General features: G+C 60.7%; 20 protein-coding genes and 1 pseudogene. 14 read left to right on the forward strand and 7 right to left on the reverse strand.

Annotation, left to right across the window (positions count from 1 at the left end; genetic code table 11):
- Positions 1-274 precede the first annotated feature (274 nt).
- The gene (gene gbcB / locus ACM6IV_RS15650; RefSeq protein ID WP_414870674.1) at positions 275-1375 is read left to right on the forward strand and encodes a glycine-betaine demethylase subunit GbcB; all 1101 of its coding nucleotides are present in this window, start codon (positions 275-277) and stop codon (positions 1373-1375) included.
- 339 nt (positions 1376-1714) lie between these two features.
- Here gbcB and ACM6IV_RS15655 read toward each other — a convergent pair whose 3' ends face one another.
- Both ACM6IV_RS15655 and ACM6IV_RS15660 read right to left on the reverse strand, forming a co-directional pair.
- A complete protein-coding gene (locus tag ACM6IV_RS15655) occupies positions 1715-2539 on the reverse strand; it encodes an SDR family oxidoreductase (RefSeq protein ID WP_414870675.1) in 825 nt (274 codons plus the stop codon).
- A 174-nt stretch (positions 2540-2713) separates the two neighbouring features.
- Positions 2714-3754 carry a low specificity L-threonine aldolase gene (locus ACM6IV_RS15660; protein ID WP_007913115.1) on the reverse strand — a complete coding sequence of 347 codons (1041 nt, stop codon included), beginning with the start codon at positions 3752-3754 and terminating at the stop codon, positions 2714-2716.
- Between the two features lie 126 nt (positions 3755-3880).
- On the opposite strand from ACM6IV_RS15660, the gene ACM6IV_RS15665 reads away from it, so the two are divergent.
- From ACM6IV_RS15665 to fdhA, 8 genes are all read left to right on the forward strand, one after another.
- Positions 3881-4591, forward strand: coding sequence for a TraX family protein (locus ACM6IV_RS15665; protein ID WP_414870676.1), 711 nt, complete (start codon positions 3881-3883; stop codon positions 4589-4591).
- A gap of 286 nt (positions 4592-4877) precedes the next feature.
- On the forward strand, positions 4878-6131 hold the full coding sequence (gene glyA / locus ACM6IV_RS15670; RefSeq protein WP_414870677.1) for a serine hydroxymethyltransferase: 1254 nt from the start codon (positions 4878-4880) through the stop codon (positions 6129-6131).
- Positions 6132-6151: 20 nt separating this feature from the next.
- Positions 6152-7402, forward strand: coding sequence for a sarcosine oxidase subunit beta (locus ACM6IV_RS15675; protein ID WP_016772829.1), 1251 nt, complete (start codon positions 6152-6154; stop codon positions 7400-7402).
- A 14-nt stretch (positions 7403-7416) separates the two neighbouring features.
- Positions 7417-7746: a sarcosine oxidase subunit delta gene (locus tag ACM6IV_RS15680; protein WP_016772830.1), complete on the forward strand. Its 330-nt coding sequence runs from the start codon at positions 7417-7419 to the stop codon at positions 7744-7746.
- Positions 7743-10760, forward strand: a complete 3018-nt coding sequence (locus ACM6IV_RS15685) for a sarcosine oxidase subunit alpha (RefSeq protein ID WP_414870678.1) — start codon at positions 7743-7745, stop codon at positions 10758-10760. The genes ACM6IV_RS15680 and ACM6IV_RS15685 overlap by 4 nt, the downstream gene beginning before the upstream one ends.
- Positions 10761-10883: 123 nt before the next feature.
- Positions 10884-11516 (forward strand): sarcosine oxidase subunit gamma, encoded by a 633-nt coding sequence (locus ACM6IV_RS15690; protein WP_034155013.1) that lies wholly within the window; start codon positions 10884-10886, stop codon positions 11514-11516.
- Positions 11517-11727: 211 nt separating this feature from the next.
- Positions 11728-12585, forward strand: coding sequence for a formyltetrahydrofolate deformylase (purU, locus tag ACM6IV_RS15695; RefSeq protein ID WP_064589552.1), 858 nt, complete (start codon positions 11728-11730; stop codon positions 12583-12585).
- Between the two features lie 207 nt (positions 12586-12792).
- A complete protein-coding gene (fdhA, locus tag ACM6IV_RS15700) occupies positions 12793-13992 on the forward strand; it encodes a formaldehyde dehydrogenase, glutathione-independent (RefSeq protein ID WP_016772834.1) in 1200 nt (399 codons plus the stop codon).
- Positions 13993-14260: 268 nt separating this feature from the next.
- Here the strand turns inward: fdhA and ACM6IV_RS15705 are convergent.
- Positions 14261-14398: pseudogene (locus ACM6IV_RS15705) on the reverse strand (anti-sigma factor); the annotation flags it as partial.
- Between the two features lie 224 nt (positions 14399-14622).
- Between ACM6IV_RS15705 and ACM6IV_RS15710 the strand changes: the two are divergent.
- The gene (locus ACM6IV_RS15710) at positions 14623-15180 is read left to right on the forward strand and encodes a DUF2780 domain-containing protein (RefSeq protein ID WP_414870679.1); all 558 of its coding nucleotides are present in this window, start codon (positions 14623-14625) and stop codon (positions 15178-15180) included.
- A gap of 1 nt (position 15181) precedes the next feature.
- Here the strand turns inward: ACM6IV_RS15710 and ACM6IV_RS15715 are convergent, their stop codons facing one another.
- Positions 15182-16069, reverse strand: coding sequence for an acyltransferase (locus ACM6IV_RS15715; RefSeq protein WP_414870680.1), 888 nt, complete (start codon positions 16067-16069; stop codon positions 15182-15184).
- Positions 16070-16374: 305 nt separating this feature from the next.
- Here ACM6IV_RS15715 and ACM6IV_RS15720 point away from each other — a divergent pair, with 305 nt between their 5' ends.
- The 4 genes from ACM6IV_RS15720 (at position 16375) to creD (ending at position 20606) form a co-directional block, all read left to right on the forward strand.
- Positions 16375-16878: an ATP-dependent zinc protease gene (locus ACM6IV_RS15720; RefSeq protein WP_095050277.1), complete on the forward strand. Its 504-nt coding sequence runs from the start codon at positions 16375-16377 to the stop codon at positions 16876-16878.
- A 73-nt stretch (positions 16879-16951) separates the two neighbouring features.
- Positions 16952-17632: a two-component system response regulator CreB gene (gene creB, locus ACM6IV_RS15725; RefSeq protein ID WP_414870681.1), complete on the forward strand. Its 681-nt coding sequence runs from the start codon at positions 16952-16954 to the stop codon at positions 17630-17632.
- Positions 17632-19050 (forward strand): two-component system sensor histidine kinase CreC, encoded by a 1419-nt coding sequence (gene creC, locus ACM6IV_RS15730; protein WP_414870682.1) that lies wholly within the window; start codon positions 17632-17634, stop codon positions 19048-19050. Before creB ends, creC begins: the two co-directional genes overlap by 1 nt.
- 185 nt (positions 19051-19235) lie before the next feature.
- Positions 19236-20606: a cell envelope integrity protein CreD gene (gene creD, locus ACM6IV_RS15735; protein WP_414870683.1), complete on the forward strand. Its 1371-nt coding sequence runs from the start codon at positions 19236-19238 to the stop codon at positions 20604-20606.
- Positions 20607-20814: 208 nt separating this feature from the next.
- On the opposite strand, the gene ACM6IV_RS15740 is transcribed toward creD, so the two are convergent.
- From ACM6IV_RS15740 to ACM6IV_RS15750, 3 genes are all read right to left on the reverse strand, one after another.
- A complete protein-coding gene (locus ACM6IV_RS15740; protein WP_414870684.1) occupies positions 20815-21444 on the reverse strand; it encodes a glutathione S-transferase in 630 nt (209 codons plus the stop codon).
- A gap of 182 nt (positions 21445-21626) precedes the next feature.
- Entirely contained in the window at positions 21627-21806 is a 180-nt protein-coding gene (locus ACM6IV_RS15745; protein ID WP_122604348.1) for a hypothetical protein, read from the reverse strand.
- Positions 21803-22933 (reverse strand): PepSY-associated TM helix domain-containing protein, encoded by a 1131-nt coding sequence (locus ACM6IV_RS15750; RefSeq protein ID WP_414870685.1) that lies wholly within the window; start codon positions 22931-22933, stop codon positions 21803-21805. Before ACM6IV_RS15750 ends, ACM6IV_RS15745 begins: the two co-directional genes overlap by 4 nt.
- Between the last annotated feature and the right edge of the window lie 5 nt (positions 22934-22938).

A 22938-nucleotide genomic window follows, 5' to 3' on the forward strand; every position in this document is an offset into this window, starting at 1 on the left:
GCGTGGCCGGCGAAAAGTGGCTGATCAGGGGTACGGCTAACGGTTGCTACGCAAGGTGTAAAGAATCTGTCTTGGTGTTGGGGCGAGTGTGGGGCCGGCGCGGGGCGGAACCTTATCCATGGGCGACATGGTGCAATCTGTTCCCGACGCGCAACCCCCGGTGGTTGGGGGCTGGTCGCGATAAGTATGCCGATGTCGCGGATAGGTAAACGGGCGGTTCGCGCTATACGCAGAATCGCCAACATGAGGCCGGCAGTCGGCCGTGGAGAACAGCATGTCCAACAGCTTCCTGAATCCGGTCACCACCCAGACCTGGGCCAATGGCCGACACATCGTCCGTTGCGTCAAAGTCATCCAGGAAACCTGGGATGTGCGCACCTTCTGCTTTATGGCCGACCAGCCGATCCTGTTCTTCTTCAAGCCCGGGCAGTTCGTGACCCTGGAGCTGGAAATTGAAGGCCAGCCGATCATGCGCTCGTACACCATTTCCAGCTCGCCGTCGGTGCCGTACAGCTTTTCGGTGACGATCAAGCGCGTGCCGGGCGGCAAGGTGTCGAACTGGTTGCACGACACCCTGCATGAAGGCCAGGAGCTGGCGGTGCACGGCCCGGTCGGGCTGTTCAATGCCATCGACTTCCCCAGCCCGAAAGTCCTGTACCTGAGCGGCGGCGTCGGTATCACGCCGTGCATGTCGATGGCGCGCTGGTTCTACGACACCAACGCCAACGTCGACATGACCTTCGTGCACAGCGCGCGCTCGCCGAAAGACATCATTTACCACCGCGAGCTGGAACACATGGCGTCGCGGATCGACAACTTCAGCCTGCACCTGATCTGCGAGAAACATGGCCTGGGTGAACCGTGGGCCGGTTATCGCGGTTATCTGAACCATAAAATGCTCGAACTGATGGTGCCGGACTTCCTTGAGCGCGAAGTGTTCTGCTGCGGCCCGACGCCGTACATGACCGCCGTAAAGCGTCTGCTGGAAGCGGCCGGTTACGACATGTCGCGTTATCACGAGGAATCCTTCGGTGCCACGCCGCCTGAAGCTCGTGCCGATGCGGTGGAGCAGGCGGAACAAGCGGCCGATGCCCCGGAAATCGATGCCGCGGATCTGCATCAGGTCGAATTCACTTCGTCGGGCAAGAGCATTCGCGTGGCACCGGGCGAGACCGTGCATGCGGCGGCGGCCAAGCTTGGCTTGATGATTCCGAAGGCCTGCGGCATGGGGATTTGCGGAACGTGCAAAGTGCTTAAGCTCGGTGGTGAAGTGGAGATGGAGCACAACGGCGGGATTACCGAGGACGACGAGGCGGAAGGGTTTATCCTGTCGTGCTGCAGCGTGCCGAAAGGCGACGTGCGTATCGATTTCTGAGTGCAGCGAGCTTCTGCGTAAGGCTTTCCCCTCACCCCAGCCCTCTCCCGGAGGGAGAGGGGGCCGACCGAGTTGTCTTAAGGCATCCATCGACCTGAAAGATCGGGTCGATTATGGATTCGGTAAAGCAGATTCAGATTGGCGTATTCCTTGAGCATCCCCCATCAGTCCCCTCTCCCTCCAGGCCAGGGAGCCGACCGAGGTGTCTGGTGTTCTGCATCGAGCTGAACGACCTTATCGATCATGGATTCGGTAAAGCAGTTTCAGGTCGGCGTACTCCTTGAGCATCCCCCAATCAGTTCCCTCTCCCTCTGGGAGAGGGTTAGGGTGAGGGGCTTCTCAGTCAACGAACAAATCCGGCATGAGTGCCGCGTCGCTTTCTCGATCAAAGCGGTATTGATCAAACTCCTTCACACCGCTCTCTCGCAAAACCTCCTCATCAATCAACAACCGCCCGGTAATCTGCCGCTGACCGCTATCCAGAATCAAATGCGCCGCATCCGCCATGATCGCCGGTGTCCGCGCCTGCCTGAACGACTCCCGATTACCCAGCTGAAACTCGATCGCCGCCGTGGCAATCATCGTCTGCGGCCACAACGAATTGACGCTGATCCCGTAACCGGCAAATTCCTCGCTCATCCCCAGCGTCAGCATGCTCATGCCGTACTTGGTCACGGTGTACGGACTGAACTGGGCGAACCACTTGCTCGCCATGTTCAGCGGCGGTGACAGGTTGAGAATATGCCCGGCGGATTTCTTCAGATAGGGCAGGGCAGCCTGACTGCACAGCAGCACCGCGCGGGTGTTGATCTGGTGCATCAGGTCGAAACGCTTGAGTTCGATGTGTTGCACGCCGGTGAGCTTGATTGCCCCGGCGTTGTTTACCAGCGCATCGATAGCGCCGAAATGTTCGTTGGCCTGGGCCAGTGCGCGGCGCACCGCATCTTCATCACGTACGTCCACCTGCAACGCCAAGGCCTTGCCGCCCGCCGCTTCGACTTCGGCGGCGACGCTGTGGATAGTGCCGGGCAATTTGCCGTGGGGTTCGGCGCTTTTCGCCGCAATGACGATGTTGGCCCCGTCCCTCGCGGCACGCAGCGCAATCTCACGGCCAATGCCACGGCTGGCGCCGGTGATGAACAGGGTTTTGCCTTGTAACGACATGCCGATGCTCCTGCTTATTGTTATGTGAGCGGAGGGCTCGACAGACAATGTAGACCACGCAGAAGCACAACCCGCGTAGGAGCTGCTGAGGGCTGCGATCTTTTGATTTTGTTTTTCAAGATCAAAGGATCGCAGCCTGCGGCAGCTCTAACAGGGGGAAAGTGTGGAATCAGGTCAGGCGGACATGACTTCGCGGATGTCGCGCGCGAGTTCGCGGACGCGTTCTTCCTCGGTGTCCCACGAGCACATGAAGCGCGCGCCGCCCTTGCCGATGAAGGTGTAGAAGCGCCAGTTTTTCGCGGTCAGCGCGGCGATGGCCGGTTCCGACAGTTGCAGGAACACGCCGTTGGCCTGTACCGGGAACATTAGCTCGACGCCGGGAATGTCGCTGACCAGTTCGGCCAGCAGTTGCGCGCAGTGGTTGGCGTGGCGAGCATATTTCAGCCAGGCGTCGTTTTCGAGGATGCCGACCCAGGGTGCCGAGAGAAAGCGCATTTTCGACGCCAGTTGCCCGGCCTGTTTGCAGCGGTAATCGAAGTCTTCCGCGAGTTTGTGGTTGAAGAACAGGATCGCCTCACCCACGGCCATACCGTTTTTGGTGCCGCCGAAGCACAGCACGTCAACCCCGGCCTTCCAGGTCAGATCCGCCGGCGAGCAGCCGAGGAACGCGCAGGCGTTGGAGAAACGTGCGCCGTCCATGTGCAGGTGCAGTCCGAGTTCTTTGCAAGTGGCGCTGATGGCGCGGACTTCTTCCGGGGTGTAGACGCTGCCGACTTCGGTGGCTTGAGTCAGGGTGACTACGCGCGGTTTCGGGTAGTGAATGTCCTGACGCTTGAGCGCGACTTCGCGGATCGATTGCGGGGTGATCTTGCCGTTTTCAGTGCCGGCGATCAGCAGTTTCGAACCGTTGGAGAAGAATTCCGGGGCGCCGCATTCGTCGGTTTCGACGTGGGCGGTTTCCGAGCAGATCACGCTGTGGTAACTCTGGCACAGCGACGACAGGGCCAGCGAGTTGGCGGCGGTGCCGTTGAAGGCGAAGAACACTTCGCAGTCGGTTTCGAACAATTGGCGGAAATGGTCGGCCGCGCGTGCGGTCCATTCATCGTCGCCATACGCGCGCTGGTGGCCGTGGTTGGCCTGTTCCATCGCAGCCCAGGCCTCAGGGCAGATACCGGAATAGTTGTCGCTGGCGAATTGTTGGCTCTTGTCGGTCATGGCCGGCTTCCGTGGTCGAGACTCTTGTGAAGGCTCGTGGTCAATGAGGGTGCGCACTTTACCGAAGATCTTCCGGGGAGCACATGTGATGTCGGGTGTAGGAAATTACCAGTTTATGGGCCGATTATGCACCTGAGCCAACGCGACGGTGCCCTGGATCTGCTCAAGTGGCTGGCGCTGCTGAGCATGTTGCTCGATCACCTGCGATATGTCGGCTTTTCCGCCGATTGGCTATATGTGCCTGGGCGGCTGGCGTTTCCGTGGTTTTGTCTGGCGATGGCGGCGAATCTGGCGCGTGCCGGGGCGCAGAAGACCGAGTGGCGCTATCTGGGCTGGCTTGTGCTGTTCAGTATGGTGAGCGAGATTCCGTATCGGTTGTACATTCCAGAGCCGGATACATTGAATGTGATGCCGACGCTGGCGCTGGGGTTGCTGGTGGCGCGGGGTTGGCAGGATCCCTCGATCATGGCGCGATTGCTGGGCGTTGCTGCGCTGGTGCTGGCAGTCGTTTTCCCGGAGCGGCTGATGTTCGGGTTCTTTGGTGTCGTGTTGCCGCTGGCGCTGCTGCTGGTGTTTCGGCGCCCGTGGCATTTCAGCCTGCTGCCGGGATTGATTTGTCTCGCTGCCAATCAATGGCAAGTGCTGTACGACTCGGCGAGGTTCGGCAGTAGCGTGGCGGTTCTTGGCATTGCCACCTGTCTGTTTGCGCCACTGCTCGGGATGTTCCTGTTGCGACATGGGCGACATCTTCAGCCGCCACCGATGCGGCGCTGGGCCTACGCCCTTTATCCCGCGCATTTCCTCCTATTGCTCGCCGTCCGCGCGGCATACACCTGACCCCTGTGGGAGCGGGCTTGCTCGCGAAAGCGGTGTGTCAGGCGGCATAGATGTCGACCGACACGGCCTCTTCGCGAGCAAGCCCGCTCCCACTGGGGATCTCCACGCTTTTGGATGATGTGTCCGACGAGCCTTTTTCAGCCATGTCGTAAACGCACCTTTGCGTGGCGTCCGCAGGCATTTGAGCTGTCTGCGCCGGTCATACCATCGGCATCAAAGGGCACTGCCATCATTGCCAGTGCCTTACCGAGACGAATGGCGCACAGATGCCGCTGGGAGAGACGCGATGTTCAGCAAGCAAGACCAGATCCAGGGTTACGACGATGCACTGCTGGCGGCGATGAATGCCGAGGAGCAACGTCAGGAAGATCACATCGAGCTGATCGCGTCGGAGAACTACACCAGCAAACGCGTGATGCAAGCGCAGGGCAGCGGCCTGACCAACAAATACGCCGAAGGCTATCCGGGCAAGCGCTACTACGGTGGCTGCGAACACGTGGATAAAGTCGAAGCGCTGGCCATCGAGCGCGCCAAGCAACTGTTCGGCGCCGACTACGCCAACGTCCAGCCGCACTCCGGTTCTTCGGCCAACAGCGCCGTGTACCTGGCGCTGATCCAGCCGGGCGACACCATCCTCGGCATGAGCCTGGCCCACGGCGGTCACCTGACCCACGGCGCCAAAGTGTCGTCCTCGGGCAAGCTCTACAACGCCGTGCAGTACGGCATCAACACCGACACCGGGCTGATCGACTACGACGAAGTCGAGCGTCTGGCCGTTGAGTCCAAGCCGAAAATGATCGTTGCCGGGTTCTCCGCTTACTCGAAGACCCTGGACTTCCCGCGCTTCCGTCAGATCGCTGACAAAGTCGGCGCGCTGCTGTTCGTCGACATGGCCCACGTCGCCGGTCTGGTTGCCGCCGGTCTGTACCCGAACCCGCTGCCGTACGCCGACGTGGTCACCACCACCACGCACAAAACCCTGCGCGGTCCACGTGGCGGGCTGATCCTGGCCAAGTCCAACGAAGAGATCGAGAAGAAGCTCAACGCCGCCGTGTTCCCCGGCGCTCAGGGCGGCCCGCTGATGCACGTCATCGCCGGTAAAGCCGTGTGCTTCAAGGAAGCGCTGGAGCCTGGCTTCAAGGCCTATCAACAGCAAGTGATCGACAACGCTCAGGCGATGGCCAGCGTGTTTATCAAACGTGGCTACGATGTAGTGTCCGGCGGTACCGATAACCACCTGTTCCTGGTCAGCCTGATCCGTCAGGGCCTGACCGGTAAAGACGCCGACGCTGCCCTCGGCCGTGCTCACATCACTGTCAACAAGAACGCCGTGCCGAACGATCCGCAATCGCCGTTCGTGACTTCGGGCCTGCGCATCGGCACCCCGGCCGTCACCACCCGTGGCTTCAAGGTTGCCCAATGCACCGAGCTGGCCGGCTGGATCTGCGACATCCTCGACAACCTTGGCGATGCCGATGTTGAGGCGGATGTGGCGAAAAACGTCGCCGCCCTGTGCGCAGACTTCCCGGTTTACCGCTGAGCGTTCTGGAGTAAATGACTATGCAACGCTATTCGGGCTTCGGCCTCTTCAAACACTCCCTCAGCCACCACGAAAACTGGCAGCGCATGTGGCGCACGCCAACGCCGAAGAAAGTCTACGACGTGGTCATCGTCGGCGGCGGCGGGCACGGTCTGGCGACCGCTTACTACCTGGCGAAAGAGCACGGCATCACCAATGTTGCCGTGGTGGAAAAAGGCTGGCTGGGCGGCGGTAACACCGCGCGCAACACCACCATCGTCCGTTCCAACTACCTGTGGGACGAATCGGCGCACCTGTACGAGCACGCGATGAAGTTGTGGGAAGGCCTGTCGCAGGATCTCAACTACAACGTGATGTTCTCCCAGCGTGGCGTCTACAACCTGTGCCACACCCTGCAGGACATTCGTGATTCCGAGCGTCGGGTCAGCGCCAACCGCCTCAATGGCGTCGATGGCGAACTGCTCGACGCCAAGCAAGTCGCTGACGAGATTCCGTACCTCGACTGCTCGAAAAACACCCGCTACCCGATCATGGGTGCAACTGTTCAGCGTCGCGGCGGCGTCGCCCGTCACGATGCCGTGGCCTGGGGCTTTGCCCGTGCCGCCGATGCCCTCGGTGTGGACTTGATCCAGCAGACCGAAGTGATCGGCTTCCGCAAGGAAAACGGTGTGTGCATCGGCGTCGAAACCAACAAGGGTTTCATCGGCGCCAAGCGCGTCGGTGTGGTCACTGCCGGTAACTCCGGGCACATGGCCAAACTCGCCGGTTTCCGTCTGCCGATCGAATCCCACCCGCTGCAAGCGCTGGTGTCCGAGCCGATCAAACCGATTATCGACAGCGTGATCATGTCCAACGCCGTGCACGGTTACATCAGCCAGTCCGACAAGGGCGACCTGGTGATCGGCGCCGGTATCGACGGCTACAACGGCTACGGCCAGCGCGGTTCGTACCCGGTGATCGAACACACCATTCAGGCCATCGTCGAGATGTTCCCGGTGTTGTCCCGCGTGCGCATGAATCGCCAGTGGGGCGGCATCGTCGACACCACGCCGGATGCCTGCCCGATCATTTCGAAAACCCCGGTACCGAACATGTTCTTCAACTGCGGTTGGGGCACCGGTGGCTTCAAGGCTACACCTGGCTCGGGCAACGTGTTTGCCGCGAGTCTGGCCAAGGGTGAAATGCACCCGTTGGCCGCACCTTTCTCCATCGACCGTTTCCACAACGGTGCGTTGATCGATGAACACGGCGCTGCTGCGGTTGCCCACTAACAGGAGAAATCCCCATGTTGCATATCTTCTGTCCTCACTGCGGCGAACTGCGCTCCGAAGAGGAATTCCATGCATCCGGTCAAGCGCATATCCCGCGCCCGCTGGATCCGAACGCCTGCACTGATGAAGAGTGGGGCGACTACATGTTCTTCCGCGACAACCCGCGCGGTCTGCACCACGAGCTGTGGGATCACGTTGCCGGTTGCCGCCAGTACTTCAACGTCACCCGCGACACTGTGACCTACGAGATTCTCGAGAGCTACAAGATCGGCGAGAAACCACAATTCACCGACAAGGCTGGCACTGCGAAAACAGCCACGACGGCGCTGGGAGAGAAGGTATGAGCCAGACCAATCGCCTGTCCAACGGTGGACGGATCGACCGCAACAAAGTGCTGAGCTTCACCTTCAACGGTCAGAGCTACAAAGGCTTCGAGGGTGATTCGCTGGCCGCCGCACTGATCGCCAACGGCGTCGACATCATTGGCCGCAGCTTCAAGTATTCGCGTCCTCGCGGCATCTTCGCCGCCGGTGCCGAAGAGCCGAACGCGGTGCTGCAGATCGGTGCTACCGAAGCTACGCAGATCCCCAACGTGCGCGCCACGCAACAGGCGTTGTACCAAGGCCTGGTCGCGACCAGCACCAACGGCTGGCCGAGCGTCAACAACGACATGATGGGCATTCTCGGCAAGGTCGGCGGCAAGCTGATGCCACCGGGTTTCTACTACAAAACCTTCATGTACCCGCAATCGTTCTGGATGACGTACGAGAAGTACATCCGCAAGGCTGCCGGCCTCGGCCGTTCGCCAACCGAGAATGATCCGGACACCTACGACTACATGAACCAGCACTGCGACGTGCTGATCGTCGGCGCCGGCCCTGCCGGTCTGGCGGCTGCCCTGGCCGCTGCGCGCAGCGGTGCCCGAGTGATTCTGGCCGATGAGCAGGAAGAGTTCGGCGGCAGCCTGCTCGATTCCCGTGAAAGCCTCGACGGCAAACCGGCGATGGAGTGGGTGGCCAGTGTCATCGCTGAACTGAAGAACACCCCGGACGTGCTGCTGTTGCCGCGCGCCACGGTCAACGGTTACCACGACCACAACTTCCTGACCATTCACGAACGTCTCACCGACCACCTCGGTGACCGTGCGCCGATCGGTCAGGTACGTCAGCGTATTCACCGCGTTCGCGCCAAGCGCGTGGTGCTGGCGACCGGCGCCCATGAGCGTCCGCTGGTCTACGGCAACAACGACGTGCCGGGCAATATGCTGGCCGGTGCGGTGTCGACTTACGTGCGTCGCTACGGCGTCGCACCGGGCAAAAAACTGGTGCTGTCGACCAACAACGATCACGCCTACCGCGTGGCGCTGGACTGGCTTGACGCCAGTTTGCAAGTGGTCGCCATCGCTGACGCCCGCAGCAACCCGCGTGGTGCGCTGGTGGAAGAAGCCCGCGCCAAAGGCATTCGCATCCTCACCGGCAGCGCCGTGATCGAAGCCCGTGGCAGTAAGCGTGTTACCGCTGCCCGTGTCGCCGCAATTGATGTCAAGGCACACGCCGTGACCAGTCCCGGCGAATGGCTCGACTGCGACCTGATCGCCAGTTCCGGCGGTTACAGCCCTGTCGTCCACTTGGCTTCGCACCTCGGTGGCAAGCCGGTCTGGCGCGAAGACATTCTTGGTTTCGTACCGGGCGAAGCGCCGCAGAAACGCGTGTGCGTCGGTGGCATCAACGGTGTCTACGGTCTTGGCGATTCGCTGGCTGACGGTTTTGAAGGTGGCGTGCGCGCTGCCGCTGAAGCCGGTTTCCAGACCGTCGAAGGCGTGCTGCCCAAGGCCCTGAGCCGTCTCGAAGAACCGACGCTGGCGCTGTTCCAGGTGCCCCACGAGAAGAACTCGGCACGTGCGCCGAAGCAGTTCGTCGACTTCCAGAACGACGTCACCGCCGGTGGCATCGAACTGGCGACCCGCGAAGGTTTCGAGTCGGTCGAGCACGTCAAACGCTACACCGCGCTGGGCTTCGGCACCGATCAGGGCAAACTCGGCAACGTCAACGGTCTGGCCATTGCCGCCCGTTCGCTGAACGTGACCATCCCGCAGATGGGCACCACCATGTTCCGCCCGAACTACACGCCGGTGACGTTCGGCGCCGTGGCCGGTCGTCACTGTGGGCACATCTTCGAACCGGTGCGCTACACCGCGCTGCATGCCTGGCATGTGAAGAACGGTGCGGAATTCGAAGACGTCGGTCAGTGGAAGCGTCCATGGTACTTCCCGAAAAACGGTGAAGACCTGCATGCCGCCGTCAAGCGTGAATGCAAAGCCGTGCGCGACAGCGTCGGCCTGCTGGACGCTTCGACCCTGGGCAAGATCGACATTCAGGGCCCGGATGCCCGCGAGTTCCTCAACCGCGTGTACACCAACGCCTGGACCAAACTCGACGTGGGCAAGGCTCGCTACGGTTTGATGTGCAAAGAAGACGGCATGGTCTTCGACGACGGTGTGACGGCTTGCCTGGCGGACAACCATTTCGTCATGACCACCACCACCGGCGGCGCGGCTCGCGTGCTGCAATGGCTGGAGCTGTACCACCAGACCGAATGGCCGGACCTGAAGGTGTACTTCACCTCCGTCACCGATCACTGGGCGACCATGACCCTGTCCGGGCCGAACAGCCGCAAGCTGCTCAGCGCCGTGACCGACATTGATCTGAGCAACGAAGCGTTCCCGTTCATGACCTGGAAAGAAGGTCTGGTCGGCGATGTGCCGGCGCGGGTGTTCCGTATCTCGTTCACCGGTGAACTGTCGTACGAAGTCAACGTCCAGGCCGACTATGCGATGGGCGTGCTGGAGAAAATCGTCGAGGCCGGCAAGCAGTACAACCTGACCCCGTACGGCACGGAAACCATGCACGTCCTGCGTGCCGAGAAGGGTTTCATCATTGTCGGTCAGGACACGGACGGCTCGATGACCCCGGACGACCTGAACATGGGCTGGTGCGTCGGTCGTACCAAGCCGTTCTCGTGGATCGGCCAGCGTGGCATGAACCGTGAAGATTGCGTGAAGGATCAGCGTAAACAACTGGTGGGCCTGAAGCCGATCGATCCGACCAAATGGCTGCCGGAAGGCGCGCAACTGGTGTTCAACACCAAGCAGGCGATCCCGATGACCATGGTTGGCCACGTGACCTCCAGCTACGCGCACAACTCCCTCGGTTATTCGTTTGCCATGGGTGTGGTCAAGGGCGGTCTCAAGCGTCTCGGTGAGCGGGTGTTTGCACCGCTGGCCGATGGCAGCGTGATCGAGGCGGAAATCGTTTCTTCGGTGTTCTTCGATCCGAAGGGTGATCGCCAGAACATCTGACAGACCGAGTCGCGGCCTTCGCGAGCAAGCCCGCTCCCACAGGGGAATGCATTCCAAATGTGGGAGCGGGCTTGCTCGCGAAGGCGTCAGTAGATTCATCACAGAATTCAGCAAAGGTGCTTTATGACCACAGCCAACGTGTACCAACAACGCCCAACCACCGGTGCCCGTGCCGAGTCGTCGTTGCACCACGCCGACCTCGCCAGCCTGGTCGGCAAGGGTCGCAAGAACGCCGGCGTGATCGTGCGGGAAAAGAAACTCCTCGGTCACCTGACCATTCGTGGCGATGGCCACGATGCAGCGTTCGCCGCCGGCGTACATAAAGCGTTGGGCATCGAATTGCCCGGCGCCCTGAGCGTGATCGTCAAAGGTGAAACCAGCCTGCAATGGATGGGCCCGGACGAATGGCTGCTGATCGTGCCGAGCGGTGAAGAGTTCGCCGCCGAGCAGAAACTGCGCGAAGCGCTGGGCGACCTGCACATCGCCATCGTCAACGTCAGCGGCGGCCAGCAGGTTCTTGAACTGAGCGGGCCGAACGTGCGTCAGGTGTTGATGAAATCCACCAGCTACGACGTGCACCCGAACAACTTCCCGGTCGGTAAAGCGGTCGGCACGGTGTTCGCCAAGTCGCAGTTGATGATTCGCCACACGGCGGAAGACACCTGGGAATTGCTGATCCGTCGGAGCTTTTCCGATTACTGGTGGTTGTGGTTGCAGGATGCGTCGGCCGAGTACGGGTTGAGCGTACAAGCCTAAAAGCTCACCCCCTCACCCCAGCCCTCTCCCCCAGGGGGGAGAGGGGGAAAGGGAGCCGATCTCGGGTGTTTTTGCGATCTGCATTCACATTCGGAATCTCAGGTCGGCGTAGCTCGAAAGAACAATTCGGTCAGTCCCCTCTCCCTCTGGGAGAGGGTTAGGGTGAGGGAAAAACCTGACCCCCCGCACAAAGAACAGGAGTCACCGCACCATGAGCCGCGCCCCAGACACATGGATTCTGACCGCCGACTGCCCCAGCGTCCTCGGCACGGTGGACGCGGTCACGCGTTTTCTGTTCGAGCAGGGTTGCTACGTCACCGAGCACCACTCGTTCGATGACCGCCTCTCCGGGCGCTTTTTCATTCGCGTGGAATTCCGTCAGCCCGACGGCTTCGACGAACAGTCCTTTCGCGCCGGCCTCGCCGAACGGGGACAGGCGTTTGGCATGGTCTTCGAACTCACTGCGCCGAATTATCGGCCGAAAGTGGTGATCATGGTCTCCAAGGCCGACCACTGCCTCAACGACTTGCTCTACCGCCAGCGCATCGGCCAGTTGTCGATGGACGTGGCGGCGGTGGTCTCCAATCATCCCGATCTCAAGCCTTTGGCCGACTGGCACCAGATTCCCTACTACCATTTCCCCCTCGACCCCAACGACAAGCCGTCGCAGGAGCGTCAGGTGTGGCAGGTGATCGAAGAGTCCGGTGCCGAACTGGTCATTCTCGCCCGCTACATGCAGGTGCTGTCGCCGGAGTTGTGCCGCAAGCTCGATGGCAAGGCGATCAACATTCATCACTCGCTGCTGCCGGGCTTCAAAGGGGCCAAGCCGTATCACCAGGCTTATAACAAGGGTGTGAAACTGGTTGGCGCGACGGCGCATTACATCAACAACGACCTCGATGAAGGGCCGATCATCGCCCAGGGCGTCGAGGCGGTGGATCACAGTCATTACCCCGAGGATCTGATTGCCAAGGGGCGGGATATTGAAGGTCTGACACTGGCGCGGGCAGTGGGGTATCACATTGAGCGGAGGGTGTTTCTCAACGCCAATCGCACGGTTGTTCTCTAGATCGCTTTCGCGAGCAAGCCCGCTCCCACAGTTCGATCTCAGGTGTGACAGAGATCTTTGTTTCAACCCAAATCCCCTGTGGGAGCGGGCTTGCTCGCGAAGAGGCCATAACTGACAACGCAAAACCAACAAGCAATAACCCGAGCACTTAACGCGCTGCCCAACCGGGGCAACGCAGTTCCATAAAAACAACAGCGAGGTGAAAGCATGTCTGGCAATCGTGGTGTGGTGTATCTCGGCGCTGGCAAGGTCGAAGTACAAAAAATCGACTATCCGAAAATGCAGGACCCGCGCGGTCGCAAGATCGAGCACGGGGTCATTCTCAAAGTGGTTTCCACCAATATCTGCGGCTCCGACCAACACATGGTGCGTGGCCGTACCACGGCGCAGACCGGTCTGGTGCTGGGCCACGAGATCACCGGCGAGGTGATCGAAAAAGGCTCCGACGTCGAAAACCTGAAAATCGGTGACCTGGTTTCCGTACCGTTCAACGTGGCTTGCGGGCGCTGCCGTTCCTGCAAAGAGCAACACACCGGCGTCTGCCTGACCGTCAACCCGGCTCGTGCCGGCGGCGCTTACGGGTACGTCGACATGGGCGACTGGACCGGTGGACAGGCCGAATACGTGCTGGTGCCGTACGCCGACTTCAACCTGCTGAAACTGCCGGATCGCGACAAGGCCATGGAGAAAATCCGCGACCTGACTTGCCTCTCCGACATCCTCCCGACCGGTTATCACGGCGCGGTGACGGCGGGCGTTGGCCCGGGCAGCTCGGTTTACATCGCCGGCGCTGGCCCGGTCGGTCTGGCGGCTGCAGCTTCGGCGCGTCTGCTCGGTGCTGCGGTGGTGATCGTCGGTGACGTCAACACCATCCGCCTGGCTCATGCCAAGGCGCAGGGTTTTGAAGTGGTCGACCTGTCCAAGGACACGCCGCTGCACGAACAGATCGCTGCACTGCTGGGCGAACCGGAAGTGGATTGCGCGGTGGACTGCGTCGGTTTCGAAGCCCGCGGCCACGGCCACGACGGCGTGAAAGCCGAGGCGCCCGCTACCGTGCTCAACTCATTGATGGGCGTGGTGCGGGTTGCCGGCAAGATCGGTATTCCGGGCCTGTACGTCACCGAAGATCCGGGCGCCGTCGACGCCGCCGCGAAAATGGGCAGCCTGAGCATTCGCTTCGGTCTGGGCTGGGCCAAGTCGCACAGCTTCCACACTGGTCAGACGCCAGTGATGAAGTACAACCGCCAGTTGATGCAAGCGATCATGTGGGATCGCATCAACATTGCAGAAGTGGTGGGCGTGCAAGTGATCAGCCTTGATCAGGCGCCGGAAGGTTACGGCGAGTTCGATGCGGGCGTGCCGAAGAAGTTTGTGATTGATCCGCATAAGTTGTTTAGTGCGGCGTAAGGCTTAAGCGCAATACAAAACGGCGACCTCAGGGTCGCCGTTTTTTGTTGGGGGGCAAGGTCAAAAGCTACCCTCATCGGAACGCCGCCCGCCCAGCCCTCTCCCTGAGGGAGAGGGGGCCGACCGAGGTGTCTTGCGTCCTACATCGACCTGAAAGATCGAGTCGACTATGGATTCAACGCAAGTCTTTCACGTCGGCGTATTACGTCAATATCCCACGGTCAGTCCCCTCTACCTCTGGGAGAGGGCTAGGGTGAGGGGCTTTGCTTTACAGCGCCGCCAAGACCCCCTGATACAGAACCGGCCCCGTCGGCTGCCCGGTCGGTGAACCACCTTTAGGCTCAAGACTTACCGCCAGCGCAATCGGTTTACCGATCAAGGCTTTCTGCGCCTCATTCAACTCCAGGCAAAGGCCGGGCGACGAGGGCTGGGCTCGGACTGTTCGCAGGCTAGTTCAGCGACAGCGGTTGTGCCATTCATCGCGGGGGTGTCCGGGATTTCACGTTTTATATACGCAGGCCGGATGAAAATGGATGCGCCGCGCCGGAACATGCCGGCGGATACCCGGTCAAACCGGCAGTTTCACTGCCCATTCTGCGGGTGGTTTTCACAGCGCAAGAGGATGTCTGAATGAAGATTTCACGCGGTTTTGCCTTGGCATCGCTCCTGACCCTGGCCGCCGGGCCGGTGTTTGCCGGTTTCAGTCTGAATGACGTGGCCGGTGCGGTTTCGGGGATGCAGGGTGGCGATAAGGCGGCCGCTGCGGCGCCGACCTCGGAGACCGCCGGTTTGTTGAGTGCCCTGAGTGCGCTGGATGTCACGCCGGAGCAAGCCGTTGGCGGCACCAGTGCGATGCTCGGGCTGGCGAAGAATCAATTGAGCAGCACCGACTACTCGCAACTGGCCAAGGAAGTGCCGGGCATCGACAAGTTGTCCGGCGGTAGCGGCAATCTGGCGGCGCTGGGCGCGTTGCTCGGTTCGTCCGGCAAGTCTGCCGGGCTGGAAAATGCGCTGGGCAACGTCAAGGACACCAATGACCTGAACAATGCCTTCAGCGCACTGGGCATGGACAGCGGCATGATCGGCCAGTTTGCCCCGGTGCTCCTGCAATATCTCGGTCAGCAGGGCGTCGGCGGTTCGCTGCTGAGCAGCCTGGGCAGCATCTGGGGCGCCAGCACCGGTAGCTGATTCAGCGCCGCTCGCTGCGCAGTTCGGCGATGCGCTGATCCTTCTCGGTCCAGAGCTGGTTGACCCAGCTCTGGACCTTCGCGCGAAACGCCGGATCATTTTCGTAATCGCCCTGCCACAGCGCCGGGTCGAGTTCGCGGGTCTTGATGTCGACGATCACGCGCGGCACGTTGCCGCTGATCAAATCCCAGAAACCCGGAATTCTCTCCTGTGGATAAACCACAGTGACGTCGAGAATCGCATCCAGCTGCTCACCCATCGCCGCCAACACGAACGCCACGCCGCCTGCCTTGGGCTTGAGCAAGTGCTGGAACGGTGATTGCTGCTGGGCGCTTTTCGCCGCGGTGTAGCGCGTGCCTTCCAGATAATTCACCACGGTCACCGGCTGGCGTTTGAACAGCTCGCAGGCCTGTCGGGTGATTTCCAGATCCTTGCCGGCCAGTTCCGGATGCCTGGCCAGAAAGGCTTTGGTGTAGCGCTTCATGAACGGATAATCCAGCGCCCACCACGCCAGCCCCAGAAACGGCACCCAGATCAGTTCTTTCTTGAGAAAGAATTTGAAGAACGGCGTGCGCCGGTTGAGCGTCTGGATCAGCGCCGGAATGTCGACCCATGACTGGTGGTTGCTGACCACCAGATACGAGGTGTCACCGCGCAGGTCATCGCCGCCGCGAATATCCCACTGGGTGGGAATGCACAGACGGAAAATCAGTTTGTCGATCTCAGCCCAGGTCTCGGCGATCCACATCACCGCCCACGACGCGTAGTCGCGCCAGCGGCCTGGCGCAACCAGTTTGAGCAGGGCGAACACCATCAACGGCCCGATCAGGATCAGGGTGTTGAGCAGCAACAACAGGGTGACGAAACAGCCGGTGAGCAGGCGGCGCATAGGCAACTCTTTGAAAACGGATGGGCGCGCCATGATAAGCAGCTTCGCGCAGCAGGCCAAATCGGCGGTGACGAATGTTTCACCTTTGGCTGGGTATGCTTTGCTCAAGCGTTGTGTTGAATGTGCTGGCCTCTTCGCGAGCAGGCTCGCTCCCACACTGGATTCAGGCGTATTGAAAATGTGTGCTCAACACAAAACCCTGTGGGAGCGAGCCTGCTCGCGAAAGCAATTTCAAGGCGAACGAATGAATCAATGGGTGTCTAAAATCCCAGTCGCCGCCCTCATTTTCCAAGGAAGCCCCTTACGTGAAATCCCTCCTTGCACTGTTTGCCCTCGTCGCCCTGCCGGTCATGGCCGCCGAGCCGACCCTGTACGGGCGCTATGAGTACATCGCGCTGCCGGAAATCGGCGGTGAAGTGCTCAAGGCCAAGATGGACACCGGCGCACTGACCGCCTCGCTGTCGGCCAAAGACATTGAAACCTTCACCCGCGATGGCGATGAATGGGTGCGGTTCCGCCTCGCCACCAAAGACGCCAGCAACAAGGTCTACGAACACAAGGTCGCGCGGATCAGCAAGATCAAGAGCCGTTCGGACGAAGAGGATGAGGGCGAAAGCACCGAAGTCGCCAAGCGCCCGGTGGTCGACCTGGAGCTGTGTCTGGGCAACGTCAAGCGTACCGTCGAGGTCAACCTGACCGACCGCAGCAACTTCAATTACCCGCTGCTGATCGGTGCCAAGGCCTTGCGCGAGTTCGGCGCTGCCGTTAACCCGGCGCGGCGCTTTACGGCGGACAAGCCGGACTGCTGAGCCAAGTGGTCTCATTGACGTAAGGTCAGGCTTGGGGCACCGTTCGCGCACTTAACCTACGGGCTCGGACGCCATGCCTCATATCCTGATTGTCGAAGACGAAGCGGCGATTGCCGACACGCTGATTTTTGCCTTGCAGGGCGAAGGCTTCACCACCACGTGGCTGAACCTGGGCGCTCTGGCGCTGGAGCATCAGCGGCAGACCCCGGCCGATCTGATCATCCTCGACATCGGCCTGCCGGACATCAGCGGTTTCGAGACCTGCAAACAGCTGCGGCGCTTCAGCGAAGTGCCGGTGCTGTTCCTCAGCGCCCGCGATGCCGAGATCGATCGCGTGGTGGGCCTGGAGATCGGCGCCGACGACTACGTGGTCAAGCCGTTCAGCCCGCGCGAGGTCGCGGCGCGGGTCAAGGCCATCCTCAAGCGCATGGCACCGCGTCCGGCCATTGAAGCCAATTCCGCGCTGTTCCGTGTCGATCCAGAACGGATTCAAATCATTTATCGCGGCCAGACCTTAAGCCTGACCCGCCACGAATTCCGCCTGCTGCAATGCCTGCTTGAGCAACCCGAGCGGGTGTTCAGTCGCGAGCAATTGCTCGATACGCTGGGGGTCGCCGCCGACGCCGGCTACGAGCGCAGCATCGACAGCCATATCAAAAGCGTGCGCGCCAAGTTGCGGCTGGTGCGCGCCGACGCCGAGCCGATCCAGACCCATCGCGGCCTCGGGTACAGCTACAGCCCGGGGCACAGCTGATGTCGCTGGGGCTGCGGATCTTTCTGGTGTATGTGCTGTTTGTCGGCCTGACCGGCTATTTTGTGCTCAACACGGTGATGGAAGAGATCCGCCCCGGCGTGCGCCAGTCCACCGAAGAAACCCTGGTCGATACCGCTAACCTGATGGCGGAAATCCTCCGTGACGATTTCAAGGCTGGCACCCTCAGCGAGAACCGCTGGCCGGAGTTGCTGCGCGCTTATGGCGAGCGGCAGCCGCAAGCGAGCATTTGGGGCTTACCGAAAAATCAGGTCAACCACCGCATTTACGTCACCGACGCGAAAGGCATCGTCGTGCTCGATTCCAGTGGCGTCGCGGTCGGTCAGGATTATTCGCGCTGGAACGACGTCTACCTGACCTTGCGTGGCGAGTACGGTGCGCGCTCCAGTCGCAGTGATCCGGATGACCCAACATCTTCAGTCATGCACGTCGGCGCACCGATCCGCGACAACGGGCAGATTATCGGCGTGGTCACCGTGGCCAAACCCAACAGCTCTTTACAGCCTTACGTGGATCGCACCGAGCGGCGCCTGCTGTTTTACGGCGCGGGTTTGATCGGACTCGGTTTGCTCTTTGGCGCATTGCTGTCGTGGTGGCTGAGCCGCGCATTGCACCGTTTGACCGGTTACGCCCAAGCGGTGAGCGAAGGCCGGCGGGTGGAAGTGCCGCATTACCGTGGCGGTGAACTGGAACAACTGGCGACCGCCGTGGAACAGATGCGCACGCAACTGGAAGGCAAGGCCTACGTCGAGCGTTATGTGCACACACTGACCCATGAACTGAAAAGTCCGCTGGCGGCGATTCGTGGCGCCGCGGAGTTGCTGCAAGGTGACATGCCGCCGGTTCAGCGCTTGCGGTTTGTCGGCAACATCGACAGCGAAAGTGCGCGAATGCAGCAGTTGATCGAACGCTTGCTCAATCTGGCGCAGGTGGAACAGCGACAGGGCCTTGAAGAGCGGGTCGCCGTGCCGTTGGCAGCGCTGGTTGATCAGTTGTTACAAGGGCAGGCCGCGCGGGTTGAAAGCAAGCAGTTGCGGGTCGAACAGGCGATTGCAGCGGATCTGCTGTTGATTGGCGAGCCGTTTTTGCTGCGTCAGGCGTTGGGTAATCTGCTGGAAAATGCGCTGGATTTCACCCCGTTTGAGGGGCTGCTGCGGTTCAGTGCCGAGCGGGTTGGCGAGCAGATCGAATTCCGCTTGTTCAATGAGACGGCGGCGATTCCCGATTATGCCTTACCGCGTTTGACTGAGCGCTTCTACTCGTTGCCGCGTCCGGACAGTGGGCGCAAAAGCACGGGGTTGGGGCTTAACTTCGTTGAAGAAGTGGTCAAGTTGCATGGTGGGTCTATGCATATTCGCAATGTCGAGAACGGTGTTGAAGTGATATTGCGCTTGCCTTGATATCGAGTCGTTGCCTTCGCGAGCAAGCTCGCTCCCACAGGGGATTTGTGAACGACGCAGATCCAATGTGGGAGCGAGCTTGCTCGCGAAGGGGCCTGAACAGTCTCCACACAATCTCCATAATCCCCCCACATTCCCCTCATACAGCAACACCAGACTCTGCCCATCCAAACAGGGAGAGTCCCATGAACAAGAATCTGACGATAAAGCTCGGCGCCATCGCCTTGCTGATCCTGCTGTTGCTTATCCCACTACTGATGATTGACGGCGTCATCGACGAACGCCAACAGCTGCGCGACGGCGTGCTGGAAGACATCGCCCGCAGTTCCAGCTACAGCCAGCAACTCAGCGGCCCGGTGATGGTAGTGCCGTATCGCAAAGTGATTCACAACTGGAAAACCAACGACAAAACCAACCAGCGTTACGACGAGCCGAGCGAAGAACGCGGCCGTTTGTACTTCCTGCCGGAGCGTTTCGAACTCGACGGTCAGGTGCAAACCGAACTGCGTGCGCGGGGCATTTATGAAGCGCGGCTGTTCCACGCCGACAACCGCATCAACGGCCATTTCTCATTGCCGGCGCAATTGGGCATCAAGGAAGATTTCACCGATTACCAGTTCGATGCAGCGTTTCTCGCGGTCGGTATCAGCGACATTCGCGGCATCGAAAATGCGCTGAAACTGGAGCTCGATGGCCAGCGTCTGGACTTCGTTCCCGGTACGCAAGTCGGCTGGCTCGGTGAAGGTGTGCGGGTCGCGCTGCCGCTGCTCGACACCAGTAAAACCACCGAGCTGAGCTTTGCTTTCGACCTCCGTCTGCAAGGCACCGGTTCATTGCAAGTGTTGCCGGTGGGCAAGTCCAGCAGTGTCAGCCTCACCGTCAACTGGCCGCATCCAAGCTTTGTCGGCAACTTCCTGCCGGGCAAGCGTGAAATCAACGATCAAGGCTTCAGCGCCGATTGGCAGACCACGTTCTTCTCCACCAACCTGCAAGACGCCATGAGCCGTTGCGTGAGCAGCAATGACTGCGAGGCATTCAACGGTCGCAGCTTCGGTGTGAGCTTCATCGATCCGGTGGATCAGTACCTGAAGAGTGACCGGGCGATCAAATATGCGCTGCTGTTCATCGTCCTGACGTTCGCCGGTTTCTTCCTCTTCGAAGTGCTCAAGAGTCTGGCCGTGCACCCGGTGCAATACGCGTTGGTCGGGGTGGCGCTGGCGTTCTTTTATCTGTTGCTGCTGTCGCTGTCGGAGCACATCGGTTTTGCCCTGGCGTATTTGTTGTCGGCCAGCGCTTGTGTGGTGTTGATCGGGTTTTATGTCTGCCATGTGCTGCGCAGCGTACGTCACGGTTTGAGTTTTTCGGCGGGGCTGGCGGCGTTGTATGGCCTGCTCTATGGATTGCTGAGCGCTGAGGATTACGCGTTGTTGATGGGCTCGTTGTTGCTGTTCGGCCTGCTCGGCATGTTCATGGTGCTGACGCGCAAACTGGATTGGTACGGGATCGGGCAGAAATCGGCCAGGCCGTTGGAGTTTGATGTGGAGGCGATGCAATGAGCCGGGTGGGATTGCGTGAAGATCAGCGGGAGCTGGAGGTTTTGGTGACGCTGATTTTTGCAGCGCTGCCATCGGAACCGAGGTGGTGCATTCGCGAGCAAGCCCGCTCCCACATTGGATTTTTGTTGCTGCAACCATGGCATGAACAACACAAATCAACTGTGGGAGCGGGCTTGCTCGCGAAAAGGCCGGAACAGGCGCCGCCGACTTAAGGCTTGGGCATTGTGGCGATCATGGACGGTCGCTGACTCACTTCAAAAAACCAGTTGGCCAGTTGCGGGTTGGCATCCCGCCAGCCCAGGTCCGGGAAGCGCAGGTCGAGGTAACCCAGCGCACACGCCACGCTGATCGCCGCGACGTCGAAGTGGCTGGTCAGCTCGGCAATCGCGTCGCGCTCCAGCACGGCGAGGGCGCGGCGGATCTTGTCGCGCTGGGCATCGAGCCATTCGTCCCAATGCTTTTCCGGCGCGCGCAAAGCCAGCTCATAACGCACCATCACCGACGCATCCATGATCCCGTCGGCCATCGAGGCCAGGGTCAGTCGGCGCCAGCGGGCCGCACCTTCGCGCGGAATCAGCGGGTTGCCGACGTGTTGTTGATCGAGGTATTCGAGGATCACACGGCTGTCATGGATGACGTTGCCATCGGCCAGGCGCAGGGCGGGAATCTTGCCCAGCGGGTTGTCAGCATTGAGTTCGGTGCTCGGGCTGACCGGACTGAGTACGCAGTCTTGCAAGGCCACGCGATCCTGCTGACCGGTCTCGTGCAGCAACACCATCACTTTGCGCACGAACGGGGAGAGCGGGTTGTGGTACAGGGTCATGCTGGGGGCGGACATTGGCAAACCTCGGTGATCGTCGAAGAGCAGGAGGTTAGCCTAGCCAGATGCGGCGAGGCTGGCGAGGAATTGATGGTGTATTTATTGCCGCCTTCGCGAGCAAGCTCGCTCCCACATTTGGAATGCGTTCCCCTGTGGGAGCGAGCTTGCTCGCGAAGGGGCCATGTCAGGCAGCGCAGACTTCACCCGCGCAGCAACAATCCCCTGATCGCCAGAAATGCCGGGACACCCAGCCCGACCCAGCTCAACGCATCCCAAACGCCATCCCCCAACAACGCCGCAAACAGCCCTGCCGCACTGAGCAGCGCAATCACGATCGGCGTGCTGAACACCTTCCAGAAATTCGACTGACGCGGCTTCATGCAGATGCCTCCGCTGTTTCCAGCGCAGGTTTTGCCGCTTTACGCCGCACCACCCACAAGTACACGCCACTGGCGAGGACGATGATGGTCAACACATCCAGCGTGGCCCAGAGGATTTTCATCGGCATGCCGCCGTAATCACCGAAGTGCAGCGGTTGCGACATACCCATGGCGTCCATGTACCACGGCCGTTCGGCCACCGCAGTGACCTGCAGCGTGGTGGCATCGATCAGCACCGGCGTCAGCAGATGCGAGGTCAGGTGCGTGCCGCCCTTCATGAACACCGAGTAATGGTGTTCGCTGGAAAACCGCGTGCCGGGGAAGGCAATGAAGTCCGGTTTCATCTCCGGTGCCACTTCGCCAGCAATCTCGAGCAAACGCGTGGCCGGCGCCAGGTGCGTCAGCGGCGGAGCATCGCGATACGGCGCGATCAAGGTGTTCAAGGCATCGTTGCGCCACGCCGCGATCAACAGATCGGCGCAGGCGCTGATCACGCCGGTCACGCCGACCACCAGCGCCCAGGTCAGGGTGACGACGCCGATCAGGTTATGCAGGTCGAGCCAGCGCAGCCGTGTCGACTTGTCCTGGCGCACCGTGCCGAACTTCAGACGGCGCATGAACGGCAGGTACAGCACCGTCCCGGATACGATGGCCACGACAAACAGCAGCCCCATGAACGCCAGCAGTAATTTGCCCGGCAGCCCGGCGAACATGTCGACGTGCAGACGCAGGATGAACAGCATCAAACCACCGTTGGCCGACGGGGTTTCCAGTGCTTCCCCGGTCCGCGCATCGAGCATGAACGTGTGCGAGGAGTTCGGTTCGGTGCCGGCGGTTTTCGCCATGATCGTCAGCACGGCGTTCGGCTCATCGTCATCGAAACCGAAGTACTGCACGACGTCATCGGGGCGATGTTTTTCGGCGGCCTCGACCAGTTGCGCCAGATTCAGTCGTGGCGTATCGGCGGGCATCTCGCGCACTTCGGGTGCATCGCCGAGCAGGTGCTCGATCTCATGATGAAAGATCAGCGGCAAACCGGTCAGGGCCAGCATCAGCAAAAACACGGTGCAGACCAGGCTGGTCCAGGTATGAACGAACGACCAGCGGCGGATTGTTTTACTTTTCATTTCAT

Origin of the sequence: Pseudomonas sp. IT-347P (assembly GCF_949768005.1) — a bacterium.
In the GTDB taxonomy this organism is placed as follows: Bacteria; Pseudomonadota; Gammaproteobacteria; order Pseudomonadales; family Pseudomonadaceae; genus Aquipseudomonas.